Annotated in this window: 12 protein-coding genes and 3 tRNA genes; 11 read left to right on the top strand and 4 right to left on the bottom strand. The window is 56.9% G+C overall.

The annotated features are described in order from the left end of the window. Positions 1 to 3: 3 nt before the first annotated feature. The 4 genes from ACJJIO_RS04905 to hemA are packed head-to-tail and all read right to left on the bottom strand — an operon-like array spanning position 4 to position 4,174. Positions 4 to 909, bottom strand: a complete 906-nt coding sequence (locus ACJJIO_RS04905) for a cation diffusion facilitator family transporter (RefSeq protein WP_444886984.1) — start codon at positions 907 to 909, stop codon at positions 4 to 6. Between the two features lie 39 nt (positions 910 to 948). Next, positions 949 to 1,779, bottom strand: coding sequence for a peptide chain release factor N(5)-glutamine methyltransferase (gene prmC, locus ACJJIO_RS04910; RefSeq protein WP_444900043.1), 831 nt, complete (start codon positions 1,777 to 1,779; stop codon positions 949 to 951). A gap of 38 nt (positions 1,780 to 1,817) precedes the next feature. After that, a complete protein-coding gene (gene prfA / locus ACJJIO_RS04915) occupies positions 1,818 to 2,900 on the bottom strand; it encodes a peptide chain release factor 1 (protein WP_444900042.1) in 1,083 nt (360 codons plus the stop codon). After that, positions 2,897 to 4,174, bottom strand: a complete 1,278-nt coding sequence (gene hemA, locus ACJJIO_RS04920) for a glutamyl-tRNA reductase (RefSeq protein ID WP_444884013.1) — start codon at positions 4,172 to 4,174, stop codon at positions 2,897 to 2,899. Before hemA ends, prfA begins: the two co-directional genes overlap by 4 nt. Positions 4,175 to 4,408: 234 nt before the next feature. Between hemA and ACJJIO_RS04925 the strand changes: the two genes are divergently transcribed. The 11 genes from ACJJIO_RS04925 to ACJJIO_RS04975 all read left to right on the top strand — a co-directional run bounded on the left by ACJJIO_RS04925 (position 4,409) and on the right by ACJJIO_RS04975 (position 13,196). After that, entirely contained in the window at positions 4,409 to 6,217 is a 1,809-nt protein-coding gene (locus tag ACJJIO_RS04925) for a tetratricopeptide repeat protein (protein ID WP_444900041.1), read from the top strand. Continuing rightward, complete coding sequence (gene lolB / locus ACJJIO_RS04930) at positions 6,201 to 6,839, top strand: lipoprotein insertase outer membrane protein LolB (protein ID WP_444884011.1); 639 nt, start codon at positions 6,201 to 6,203, stop codon at positions 6,837 to 6,839. The genes ACJJIO_RS04925 and lolB overlap by 17 nt, the downstream gene beginning before the upstream one ends. Positions 6,840 to 6,903: 64 nt before the next feature. After that, complete coding sequence (ispE, locus tag ACJJIO_RS04935) at positions 6,904 to 7,806, top strand: 4-(cytidine 5'-diphospho)-2-C-methyl-D-erythritol kinase (protein WP_444900040.1); 903 nt, start codon at positions 6,904 to 6,906, stop codon at positions 7,804 to 7,806. A gap of 10 nt (positions 7,807 to 7,816) precedes the next feature. Continuing rightward, positions 7,817 to 7,891, top strand: a tRNA-Gln gene (locus ACJJIO_RS04940). Positions 7,892 to 8,254: 363 nt separating this feature from the next. Continuing rightward, the gene (locus ACJJIO_RS04945; protein ID WP_286037025.1) at positions 8,255 to 9,184 is read left to right on the top strand and encodes a ribose-phosphate pyrophosphokinase; all 930 of its coding nucleotides are present in this window, start codon (positions 8,255 to 8,257) and stop codon (positions 9,182 to 9,184) included. Positions 9,185 to 9,374: 190 nt separating this feature from the next. Next, a complete protein-coding gene (locus tag ACJJIO_RS04950; protein ID WP_252083033.1) occupies positions 9,375 to 9,998 on the top strand; it encodes a 50S ribosomal protein L25/general stress protein Ctc in 624 nt (207 codons plus the stop codon). Between the two features lie 5 nt (positions 9,999 to 10,003). Next, positions 10,004 to 10,600, top strand: coding sequence for an aminoacyl-tRNA hydrolase (gene pth / locus ACJJIO_RS04955; RefSeq protein ID WP_444900039.1), 597 nt, complete (start codon positions 10,004 to 10,006; stop codon positions 10,598 to 10,600). A gap of 205 nt (positions 10,601 to 10,805) precedes the next feature. Then, positions 10,806 to 11,897 (top strand): redox-regulated ATPase YchF, encoded by a 1,092-nt coding sequence (gene ychF / locus ACJJIO_RS04960; RefSeq protein WP_252083035.1) that lies wholly within the window; start codon positions 10,806 to 10,808, stop codon positions 11,895 to 11,897. Between the two features lie 63 nt (positions 11,898 to 11,960). Then, on the top strand, positions 11,961 to 12,914 hold the full coding sequence (locus ACJJIO_RS04965; RefSeq protein WP_252083036.1) for a DMT family transporter: 954 nt from the start codon (positions 11,961 to 11,963) through the stop codon (positions 12,912 to 12,914). 91 nt (positions 12,915 to 13,005) lie between these two features. After that, positions 13,006 to 13,082 (top strand) — tRNA-Met (locus ACJJIO_RS04970). Positions 13,083 to 13,121: 39 nt separating this feature from the next. Then, a tRNA-Gln gene (locus ACJJIO_RS04975) sits at positions 13,122 to 13,196 on the top strand. Positions 13,197 to 13,262: the final 66 nt, after the last annotated feature.

Below are 13,262 nucleotides of genomic sequence, written 5' to 3' on the forward strand. Positions count from 1 at the left end.
CCGCTACTGCGGGCCACTCACTTTATCGATAATCCTAGGGCTGGGCTGCTCCAGGGGCTCCGGTTGCAAAGTGATATGCTCGATATCAAAGCGCTTGGTCAGGGTCCTCCTCAAGCGCTCCAACACCGCGGGCCAAGCACTTAAATCATCCACCACAATGTGTGCCGACAGAGAGATGGTGCTGGAATCCAGACGCCAAATATGCAGGTCGTGTACTGAGCGCACACCTACCTCCGCGGCCAGGGCTTCCCCCACAACTGGCAGGCTCAATTCCCGAGGAACACGCTCCATTAGCACATCCACCGCATCACGCAGCAGACGCACACAAGAAATCAAAATCAGAAAACAGATCAACAGCGATAACAGCGGATCAATCGGCACCCAGCCAGTAAAGTAAATCACCGCACCCGAAGCCAGGGCGGCTACCGAGCCGAGCATATCCCCCATCACATGAAGCAATGCGCCGCGAATATTGAGCGTGCGCTCGCCGCGCAGCAGTACCCAAGCCGCCAGAATATTGATCAACAGGCCCGCTGCAGCTATCAACATCACCGTACTGCCGTGCACCGGCTGGGGGCTGCGCAGGCGGTTGATCGCCATAAAGGAGATTCCCACAACAATCAGCAACATAATCAGGCCATTTGTCACTGCTGCCAATACTTCCGCACGCCCCCAGCCAAACGACAATTCACGGTCTGCGGGCTTTTTTGCCAGCACCGCAGCAATAGCACCCAGTGCCAGGGCAAAAGTATCCGTGAGCATGTGGGCGGCATCCCCGAGTAGCGCCAGGGAGCCCGACAGCCATCCACCGATGGCCTCCACAATTGAAAAACTAAGCGTCAGAATCAGAGCGATAATTAACGGGCGGAGGGCGCCATTTCCATTGCGATGGTGAACGTGGTCGTGCATGAGTTCCCTCCCTTTAAATTCCTAGCAATAACCACCCGACTAGTTTTTGCGCCCCAGGGTTATGCGCTCCCAGCCGGAATAGTCTTTGCGACTCTCTACCGCTCTGTAACCGGCAGCAATAAAAATTTCCCGTACGGATTCTGCCTGCTGCCATCCATGTTCTACCATCAGCCAGCCGCCGTCTTGCAGAAATCTTCCCGCGCGATTGGCGATTTCTTCAATATCCGCCAGCCCATGGCGCTCAGCCACCAGCGCAGAGTGTGGCTCGAAACGCACATCGCCCTGGGCCAGATGAGGGTCCGCTGCATCGATATAGGGGGGGTTACTGACGATCAGGCCAAATTGCTGTGGCAGAAGCTGGGTAAACCAATCACTTTCCAGGATCTGCACATTGGTGAAACCGAGGCGCCTGCGGTTATCCTCCGCTAACGCCAGGGCGGAGGGAGACTTCTCCGCCGCAACAATCTGCCATCCCGGTTTTTCTGAGGCCAATGCCAGGGCAATTGCCCCGCTACCAGTACCCAGGTCGAGTGCGCGCAATTTCTCTTGAGGGCAGAGTTCCAGCGCGGCTTCCACCAGCAGTTCAGTATCCGGACGGGGAATTAATGTAGAGGCATCGACCCTCAAGGTGAGAGACCAAAACTCCCGCTCACCGGTCAGGTGAGCCACAGGTTCACCCTCTTTACGGCGCGTCAGCAGTCCATCGAACTCACTCTGCTCACTCGTGCTCAGCTCGTACTCCGGCCAGGTATACAGCCAGCTGCGCTCACGACCGAGAACATGTGCCAACAGGACCTCTACGTCGAGTCGCGCTGACTCGCTGTCGATAAGTTCAATACTGCGGGCGAGATTATCCTTCACACTGCTCATAGGAAAGTGCTACCCAATAGCGGCAAACAAAACGTCAACTATTGTCCCATCGCCGCCAGCTGATCCGCCTGGTGTTCGGTACGCAGCGGCTCAATCACCTCTTCCAGGGCACCCTGCATCACTTCATCAAGCTTGTACAAGGTCAGTCCAATACGGTGGTCGGTCACCCGGCCCTGAGGATAGTTGTAGGTACGAATACGCTCGGAACGATCGCCGCTGCCCACCAGGCTGCGACGCGCGTCAGAAATTTCCCGCGCGGCGGCTGCTTCCTGTTCACTGGAAAGTTTGGCCTGCAGCAGCGCCATCGCCTTGGCTTTGTTCTTGTGCTGGGAGCGTTCATCCTGACACTCCACGACGATGCCACTAGGGAGGTGGGTCAGGCGCACGGCAGAGTCGGTTTTGTTGACGTGCTGACCGCCTGCACCAGAGGCGCGGTAGGTATCCACCCGCAGATCGGCCTTATTGATCTCGATCGCGTCGCGCTCGTCCGGCTCCGGCATCACCGCCACGGTACAGGCGGAGGTGTGTATACGTCCCTGAGACTCGGTTTCAGGCACCCGCTGCACACGGTGTGCACCGGATTCAAATTTCAGTTTGGCGTATACATCCTCACCGGCCACACGGGTGATAATCTCTTTGTAGCCACCGTGTTCCCCAGCATTCTCACTGACAATCTCGATGCGCCAGCCCTGTTTTTCCGCATAACGGGAGTACATGCGGAACAGATCGCCAGAAAAAATCGCCGCCTCATCGCCGCCGGTACCGGCGCGAATTTCCAGGAAGACGTTCTTGCGGTCATTGGGGTCGCGCGGCAGCAGTAGGGTCTGCAGCTCACGCTCCATGGGTTCAACCTGAACCTCGGCCTCGCGCAACTCCTCCTGGGCCATTTCGCGCATTTCCGGGTCGCTCTCGTCGAGCATTTCCCGCGCCGCCGCCATATCCTCCTGCAGCTGCTTGTAGCGGCCGTAGCACTTGACCACTTCTTCCAGCTCGGAGTACTCCCGCGATAGCTCGCGGAACTGATCCTGATCGGAAATTATGCTGGCGTCACCAAGCAGCGCGGAAACTTCTTCGTGGCGCTCCTGCAGATTCTCCAGCTTGTTCAATAGGGATTCTTTCATTTCTGTTTTTTCTCTAATTCGGTATCGGCGAGGTCATCGAGCCCCACCACTTCGCGAGCGATACGCAGCCGCTCCAGATCGCCATCCGCAGTCGCTTTTTTCAGGCTGATCGTGGGAGCATGGATCAATTTGTTGGTCAGTGAACGGGCCAGCTGCTCCAGCAGGCGCCTGGGATCATCGCCCTTATCAAGCTGCAGCAGTACCCGCTCAAGTTCGGTGCCACTTATCTGCTGTGCGCGCTGGCGGTAGCTGCGAATCGTGTCCACAGCTCCGAGAGCACGCCCCTCTTTGGTAAATTCTGCCGCAGCGCTATCTACAATTTCCCCGGCGGCCTCGGCAGCGCGTTCGCGGGAGCGCATCCCCTCATCGATCACGCCGCGCAGATCGTCAACACTGTACAGGTAGACATCGTCCAGTTCGCCGACCTCGGTTTCAATATCCCGTGGCACCGCGATATCCACCATAAACATGGGGCTGTGACGGCGCTTGCGCAGCGCGGATTCCACCGCCCCCTTACCTAAAATCGGTAGCTGACTGGCGGTGGAGCTGATCACGATATCGGCGCGGGACAAGTGCTCGGGAATATCTGCCAACAGTATTGCTTCAGCACCAAAATTTTCCGCCAAAGACTGCGCGCGACTCAGAGTCCGATTAGCCACAATCAGCTGCTTAATGCCCTGATCTAACAGGTGGCGCGCCACCAGTTCCACCGTCTCACCGGCACCGATCAGCAGCGCAGTTTGTTGCTTCAGGTCGGTAAAAATACGCGAAGCCAAGGATACTGCCGCATAGGCAACAGAGACGGGGTTTTCACCAATCGCCGTCTCTGTGCGCACCTTTTTCGCCACGGTAAATACCCGTTGGAAAACCCGGTGCAATTCGCTGCCGACACTGCCAGACTCCCGCGCCACCGCATAGGCGGACTTGATCTGGCCAAGAATTTGCGGCTCTCCAAGGACCAGTGAATCGAGCCCACAGGCGACGCGCATCATATGGCGCACCGCCGCCTCACCACTGTGGATATAGCTGCAACCTCGCAGCTGCTCCAGCGGTACCTGATGATACTCGGCCAGCCACTGCAGCAGCGGCTCCGCCTCCACATTGCCGTAGATTTCGGTGCGATTACAGGTGGAAAGAATGGCGAGTTCCCGGCAGTCGAGCGCCTTGCGCGCATCCCCCAGGGCACCGGACATCACCTCGGGCGCAAAAGCGACCCGTTCGCGCACCTCGATTGGCGCACTGTCGTGGTTGATCCCCAGGGTAACAATTGGCATAGAATTCCGTTGGCTAAATCTAGAGGCGCGTCATCCGCATTCGGGGCGCATTTTCACGGGCCACCGCTTTGCTTGCAAGCTGATGAGGCGGTTTAATTATGCGCTGATTTGAATAACCGGCCCAGGGCCCGCGCTCCAGAAGCGGATTCACGGCTAGAATTATATGGCGATAAACGTTTAAAACACGCCACTCTGACACTGCATCCCAGTAGCAGCCATGTATGGATACGATCTATGCTTCCACCCCGTCGTCCGCTCCCCCTCCTCAAAAACCAAACTCTATCACTCGGTGCGCTCTGCCTATCCCTCGTCTACCTACTGAGTGCCTGCGCCCAAATGCCGCCTGAAACGACAACCAATGAGGAAACCGAGCCTTCAGCTCGGGAACAGCACCGCGATGAAGGGACGGCCGCTGCCGGGGAGGATGCAGCGCGCAGCTTCCCCATAGATACGTTTTACACACTGCTGGTAGCCGAAGTCGCCGGTATACGCGAACAGTACGATGTGGCCCTGGCCAACTACTACCACCAGGCTGAAGTTACTAAAGATGCAGGCGTGGCAGCGCGTGCAACCCGCATCGCACGCTTTCTCAATGCGCGTCAGGCCGCACTGCGTTCGGCACAGTTGTGGGCTGAGCTGGAGCCGGACAATGCGGATGCCCAGCTGGCACTGACCGCAGAGCTCACCTTGTCTGGAGAGTTTTTAGAGGCCATGAAACACGCTGAGAGAGCGCTCGCTCTCGGCGGCAAAGCACCGATGCAATCTCTCGCCGCCACCGCCATCGGCCATCAACAACTCGATAAACAACTTCGTGCTGAATTTGCCCGGCTGGCTGAGGTTTACCCCAATAACGATGAAGTCGTTATGGCCTATGCCATGGTATTGCGTGATGCGAAGCAGTACAGGCGCGCCCTCGCACTGGTACGCCACATTCAGGAACAACACCCCGAACAAATCGATGCACCGCTGCTACAAAGCCATCTTTTGGTGGACTTGGATAGGCGCAACGAAGCCATTCAATTATTGGAAAATTTAGTCAAAATTTATCCAGAGGAAACCCGCCTGCGCCTACAATACGCGCGCCTGCTTATTCGCGAAGACCTCAATCTTGCTCGCCAACAATTCGCCGAATTAGTTAAACAGCGTCCAGAGGACGGCAACCTGATTTTATCCCTGGCGTTGATTCACTATGAAACCAACCAGCTCGGTGAAGCCAAACCCCTGCTCGACCGTCTACTGGAACTAAAACAACACGAATCAGCGGCACACTTTTACCTGGGCGGCCTCGCGCAGAAGCGGGGGAACAACGACACTGCCGCCGCTCACTTCCAACAAGTGCAGCCCGGCAACGATTACGTGGAAGCCATCACCAAGGGCACCAAGCTACTCGCAGCCAGCGGTAAACACCGTGAGAACAGCCTGTGGTTTGCCAAGTTGCGAGAGCGGCACCCCGGACAGGTAGAACATTTTTTCCTGATGGAGGTCGAACTGCTGCGCAGGAATGGTGAGCCACAGATGGCCCTACAAGTGGCAGACCAGGCCATTTCTAAACTGAATAACAGCGGCCGCCTGATGTATAGCCGCGCCCTGCTCAACGACCAGCTGGGCAATGCCGCAGCGTTTGAGAAGGACCTGCGTACACTACTGGAACGCGACCCGGATAACGCCACGGTATTAAATGCACTGGGCTACAAACTGATCGACGATGAGACCCGCCGCCAGGAAGCCCTGCAACTTATCAGCCGGGCTCTGGAGCTGGAACCGGAGGATCCAGCCATTATCGACAGTATGGGCTGGGTGCAGTACCGTCTGGGGAATTATCGCGACGCGGAAAAATATTTGCGCAAAGCCCTGGAAAAACTGCCGGATCACGAAATCTCTGCCCACTTGGGTGAGGTGCTCTGGGTCCAGGGGGATCGCGAAGCGGCCCTCAAAGTCTGGAACGATGGGCTGGCCGCCAATCCAGAGAGCAAAATTATTCCGGCTGCGATGAAACGACTGCAAATCAAAGAAACACTGGAACAACATGTATCCGACAACTGACGCCGCTACCCGTAAGTTTTATTTTCTCCTGGCAACAGCACTGACTTTGCTAATTTCCGCCTGTGCTGGCCAAAAGACCAAAGAGCCCGTTGCTCAGGAGCCCCCCGGCGAAACTGCAGCTCCCACCTCGGTAGCCCAGCTCAAACAGTGGACTATCAAAGGAAAACTCGGCGTGCGCTCTCCGGCAGATAACGGCAGTGCCAATTTGACCTGGCAACAGAGTGGCCCGCAAAATTTTCGTATTCACTTAAGCGGCCCCTTGGGTGCTGGTACCACGATAATTTCCGGTTCCGCTGGCGGTGTCAGCCTGGTGCGCGGCAATGAAGCGCCGGTAGTCGCCCGCGATGCCGCCCAACTCACTCAGCAAACTCTGGGCTGGCCACTGCCCGCAAGGGAAATGTTCTACTGGGTACGCGGTCTTCCCGCGCCCGGGCCAAGAGGCGCTGAAAAACACAACGGCCAGGGCGAGCTACAGAGCCTGCAACAATCCGGCTGGTCGTTGCGGTTCAGCGATTATCGCCAAAACGGCCCTTACCTACTTCCCACACGTATTAAAGCCCAGACCAACGGTGCCGCCGGGCCGGTACAAGTCACTCTGGTAATTAAGGACTGGGCTTTTTAAATGCCGAAGCCCCGGCATGCGGGTATGATGCGCCCAACAGAATTAACCGGCCCAACATTCCCGCATGCTGACCTTACCCGCCCCCGCAAAACTCAACCTGGTTCTGCGTATACTCGGCCGTCGCCCCGACGGTTACCACGAACTACAAACCCTCTTTCAAATACTCGATTACGGCGACAGTCTTGAGTTCTCCCTGCGGGACGACAGTGTTATCCGTGTAGATGCGGGCACTTTGGATGTCCCTGAGCAGGACAACCTGGTTTACCGCGCAGCTCTGTTGCTACGCAAAAATGTACAGTGGCAGAATAAATCGCTTCCCGGTGCTGATATCCGCCTGAGTAAAAAGTTGCCACACGGTGGCGGTATCGGCGGCGGCAGTAGCGACGCAGCCACCACTCTGCTCGGCCTCAACTATCTGTGGCAATGCCATCTATCCATCGATACCCTCGCCGAGCTCGGCCGGCAACTCGGCGCAGATATTCCAGTATTTGTGCGAGGGCACACCGCCTGGGCCGAAGGTGTTGGAGAAAAACTCACACCACTTTGCACAGAAAAACGCCACTATTTAGTCCTTGCTCCCGGTTGCCAGGTGAGTACCGCAAAAATTTTTTCCGATTCCCGTTTGACAAGAGATTCCGACGCAATTACATTAGCGGCCCTTCGCGAGGGGCAGCTCAATGAAACGCCACTCAGCAGTAAAAAACTGGAAGCATTTTTCGGTAACGACTGCCAGGAACTTGTTGAGAGTCTCTACCCAGAAGTTCGCGATGCCCGAGAGTGGCTGCAGCAATTTGCGCCAGCACAACTCACCGGCACCGGAGGTTGCGTTTTTGCCGCCTTCGAAACTGAGCAAGCAGCCCGATCGGCACTTGCCAGGCTACCGCGAAAATGGCAGGGTTTTGTTGCGGCCGGTGTACAGATTTCACCGACACATCAGCAGCTCGCGAAATTAACCTCAAGCAATTGAGGAAAGATACTGGGGCGTAGCCAAGCGGTAAGGCAGCGGGTTTTGATCCCGTCATGCGAAGGTTCGAATCCTTCCGCCCCAGCCATTTTCCTTTTATACAGTGGCACCAGCAAAAACCGGTTCCGACATGTTTCAGTCGACACTGACCCAACCGGCCGAGGCCACTCGTAGCGGGCTACAAAAAGCCTATCCCCGAATTCTAAAGAATAATGTCGAAGGCAGTTTTGCATGCAACTCCCTGCCGTCGACCCGGAGGCTTTCCGAATATCAAAGCAACCACCTGGGTGACCAGGAGCCACGGCCAGCACATTTAACAGCTTCGCTATCCGCTCTATCGCCCCCTATAAAAAGTGGTGCTATCGCATCCTAACTGCTAGCAAATTATGCCGGCATCTACACTTCAACTCACTTCAAGACAGAATTAAAGGAACTCGCAGTGGCTGACTTAATGGTCTTCACCGGCAACGCAAACCCGGAACTGGCGCAGAAAATTGTCGACCATATGGCGATCCCCCTGGGCGAAGCCACGGTCAAGCGCTTCTCCGACGGCGAGATTGCAGTTGAAATTACCGACAACGTACGCGGTCGCGACGTTTTCGTAGTGCAATCCACCTGCCAGCCCACCAATCGAAACCTGATGGAGCTAATCCTACTGGTTGACGCCCTGCGCCGCGCCTCAGCCGGCCGCGTTACCGCAGTGGTTCCCTACTTCGGCTACGCCCGCCAGGACCGTCGCGTGCGCTCCCAGCGTGTACCAATTTCCGCAAAAGTGGTTGCCGATATGATGGTGAGCGTGGGTATCGACCGCGTACTGACTGTCGATCTGCACGCCGAGCAGATTCAGGGCTTCTTCGATGTGCCTGTGGATAACGTTTACGGCTCTTCCGTGTTGCTCGACGATATCGAGCGCCAGAAGTACCAGAACCTGGTTGTGGTATCCCCCGATATTGGCGGTGTTGTTCGTGCCCGCGCCGTGGCCAAGAGCCTCGACTGCGACCTAGCCATCATCGACAAACGCCGCCCCGCCGCCAACGTTGCCGAAGTGATGAACATCATCGGTGAAGTTAGTGGCCGCACCTGCCTGCTGGTAGACGATATGGTCGACACCGCTGGCACTTTGTGCAACGCCGCCAACGCCCTGAAAGAGCACGGCGCCGAGAAAGTTGTCGCCTACTGTACCCACCCAGTACTTTCCGGCAATGCCATCAGCAACCTGAACAACTCCGTTCTGGATGAGCTGGTGGTTACCGACTCCATCCCGCTGGGTGACAAAATGGAAAAGGCTCCAAAAATTCGCCAGCTGACCTTATCTGCCATGCTGGCCGAGTCCATGCGCCGTATCAGCAATGAGGAATCCCTCTCTGCGATGTTCCGCTAAGGACTCCTTATCGGCAAATAGAAAAGTGCCCCGCAGCAGCGGGGCACTTTGCGTTTGGGACTGATTCCCGTAGAATACGCGCCCGCCCGGCACTGCCGGGCTATTACTTCTGGGCAAGCGCCCAATTTACACTAACGCCAGAGCGGTCCGGTCGCAGGTCTCTCTGGACAGACAACCCGAGGTTTTACCCATGTCTGATATCAAACTGAACGCCATTGCCCGCAGCGATGAAGGGAAAGGTGCGAGCCGCCGCCTGCGTCGCCTGGAAGGCCGTGTACCCGGCATCGTTTACGGTGGCGAAGTTGAGCCGCAGTCCGTATCCCTGCTGCAAAAGGACCTGTTCAAGGCCCTGGAAAACGAAGCTTTCTTCTCCTCCATGCTGACCATCGACGTCGACGGCAAAGAAGAGAAAGTTATTCTGCGCGATCTGCAACGTCACCCTGCAAAGCAGCTGCTTCTGCACATTGACTTCCAGCGCGTTTCCGCCAGCACCAAAGTACATGTGAAAGTGCCCCTGCACTTCCTCAACGAAGAAACCTGTAAAGGCGTTAAGGCCGGCGGCATCGTTTCTCACACCCTGACCGAGCTGGAAGTCAATGCTCCTGCCGGTAAACTGCCCGAGTTCATCGAAGTGGACCTGGCGGACCTGGAACTGGATGGCATCCTGCACATCTCCGACCTGAAACTGCCGGAAGGTGTTGAGTCTGCGGATCTGAGCCACGGCGAAGACCACAACCTGGTTGTAGCTTCTATTCACAAGCCTCGCGGCGCTGTTGAAGCTGAAGCCGAAGAAGCTGGCGAAGGCGAAGAGTAATCACCTTGGCTGCGGCACCGGATACTCCGATCCAGTTGATTGTCGGCCTGGGCAACCCCGGGCCGGAATACGACCGGACAAGACATAACGCCGGTGCCGACTTTGTTGTCGAACTGGCACGCCGCCACGGCACTCAGCTCAGCTCCGACAGCAAATACCACGGCCTCACCGGCCGTGTGCGAATCGGCAACCGGGAAGTCCGATTGCTGATTCCCACCACCTATATGAATCGCAGTGGCCAGGCTGTAGGCCCGCTGGCGAACTTCTTCAAAATTCCCCCGGAAGCCATATTGGTCGCTCACGATGAGCTGGACCTGGCCCCCGGTATCGCGCGCCTGAAAGCTGGCGGCGGTCACGGCGGACACAATGGCTTGCGGGATATTATTGCCGCTCTGGGCAACAACCGGGACTTTATGCGCCTGCGACTCGGCATCGGCCACCCCGGTAGCGCCAGCGAGGTGGCGCGCTTTGTCCTTCAGCGCGCCCCCAGGGCGGAACAGGAAACTCTGGCTAACGCCATCGATCACTCGATCGACGTGCTGCCCACCGCCGCCAGCGGCGACTGGGGCGCAGCCATGAAAACGCTGCACACCGCCAAATAGATCCCACCGGGCGGCTTGCCTTTTGCCCCGGAAATCTCGATAGTGTGCTGCGCCAAATTGCCGGTATTTTCCCGGCTGGCCCGGATCATTCGGAGGCCGCGCTACCCAGCCCGCCCAGACTCCCGCCAGCGTAATCACTACCGGACTTCAAACGCAATTAGCAGAGCGCGCGCTACGCGCCTCAGGCAAACGGAAAAATATCACCATGGGTTTTACTTGCGGTATTGTCGGCCTGCCTAACGTGGGCAAATCCACCCTCTTCAATGCATTGACCAAGGCGGGAATCGACGCAGAGAACTTCCCCTTCTGCACCATTGAGCCCAATGCCGGCGTAGTGCCTGTACCGGATCCCCGCCTCGACAAGTTAGCGGAGATCGTCAAGCCCCAGAAAGTGATTCCAACCACCATGGAATTCACCGATATCGCTGGGCTCGTTGCAGGTGCCTCTAAAGGCGAAGGTCTGGGCAACAAATTCCTCGCCAACATCCGCGAAACCGACGCCATCGCCCATGTCGTGCGTTGTTTCGAAGACGACAACGTTATCCACGTTGCCAACCAGGTACACCCGGTATCCGACATCGAGGTGATCAACACCGAGCTGGCCCTCGCCGACCTGGACACCGTAGAGAAAGCTCTGCAACGTTTTACCCGCGCCGCCAAGGGGCAGGACAAGCACGCCATCAAGATGAAAGCGCTGCTGGAAAAAATCCTGCCACACCTGAACGAAGCCAAGCCGCTACGCTCCTTTGGCCTGTCCGAAGATGAACTGACGGACCTGCGTGAACTGAGCCTGCTCACGGTGAAGCCCACCATGTACATTGCCAACGTGCACGAAGACGGCTTCGAAAATAATCCGCACCTGGACGCCGTTGCCGCCATCGCCGCTGAAGAGAACGCTGTACTGGTACCCATCTGCAACAAGCTTGAAGCGGAAATTGCCGAACTGGACGACGATGAGAAGCAAGAATTCCTGGAAGAACTGGGTATGGAAGAGCCGGGCTTGAACCGGGTAATCCGCGCCGGTTACCAACTGCTTGGCCTGCACACCTACTTTACCGCCGGCGTGAAGGAAGTGCGCGCCTGGACCATCCCGCTGGGAGCCACCGCACCCAATGCCGCCGGCAAGATCCATACGGACTTTGAGAAAGGCTTTATCCGCGCCGAAGTGATTAGCTACAGTGACTTTGTCGATCACAATGGCGAGGCTGGGGCCAAAGACGCAGGCAAGTGGCGCCTGGAGGGTAAAGATTATGTTGTCGCTGATGGTGACGTAATTCACTTCCGCTTCAACGTCTAATCCCCCTGCTATCTATCCTTCGCCTCCCCACCCCGGGGAGGCTGTCTCTGCGGCGTAAGATCCATGGCGCAATCAAACTGGAAAGTCGGCCTGCCTTTGGCATTGACCACCGTCTTTATGTGGGCAGCCCTGCCCATCGCCCTCAAAGGCCTTTTGGAACACATCAGCCCTGAGACCGCCACCTGGTATCGTTTTGCTGGCGCGGCGTTGTTGGCGGGACTCTACTACGGGCGTGCACGGCAATTGAAATTAAAGGCACTGTTCAGCCGCAGCCTGCTGCTGTTCACCCTACTCGCCGTGGCCGGGCTGCTGTTGAATTACCTCACCTATGCCAGCGGTCTAAATCACATCACCCCTGGTGCGGCACAGATCGTGATCCAGCTAGCCCCGCTACTACTGCTGATCTCCAGTGTTCTGTGGCTTAATGAACGCTTTTCTCCGAGACAGTGGGCCGGTGTGGCCCTAGTGGTGATGGGGCTACTGTTATTTTTCAACCAGCGTCTCGCTGAGCTGGGGAGCGGCGCCGATAGTGATTACCTGCTGGGGCTCGGATTGATCCTGATCGCCGCGGTATCCTGGGCGGTATATGGCTTTTTCCAGAAGAAAATCCTCAGCCGCGCCACACCCCAGGACTTGCTGGTATTGATTTATATTGCTGGCACCCTGTGCTTCCTACCCATGGCAGATCCACTGGATGTCACCCATCTGGGCTGGCTGGACTGGCTGCTACTTGCATTTCTTACCGCCAACACACTGATCGCCTATGGCGCCTTTAGCAAGGCCCTGGCGCACTGGGAAGCCTCCAGTGTCAGTGCCACTCTGTCACTGGTACCAGTAATCACGCTGCTGTTCAGCACCCTGGTGAGCAGTATCTGGCCCGATTACATCGCGGTGGAGCCGCTTAACTGGATCAGCTGGAGTGGTGCCGCTGCGGTGGTGTTGGGTTCCGCCCTCGCCGCTATCCGTTCCGGGCATCGCGCCAAGGGCTCTGCGGCTCCAGATGAAAAAAATCGCTAACTAACTGAAAAGAATACAAAAAAGTGTTGACACACCCAGCCCATCGATTAATAATGCGCGCCCTCGGGACAGCCGAGACAACAAAAGAAATGGCAAGGTAGCTCAGCCGGTTAGAGCGCAGCACTCATAATGCTGAGGTCGGGAGTTCGAGTCTCCCCCTTGCTACCATTTCAAATCACAGAGACTATTCTTTGTGAACCTTGAAACTGGGGCGTAGCCAAGCGGTAAGGCAGCGGGTTTTGATCCCGTCATGCGAAGGTTCGAATCCTTCCGCCCCAGCCATCTTCCAGAATTTATCCCGCAGGCCCGAATCAGGGCAGCACTCAAAGCCAGGCTACTTTACAGTTA

The organism is Microbulbifer mixtoriginis (SeqCode), assembly GCF_052467235.1.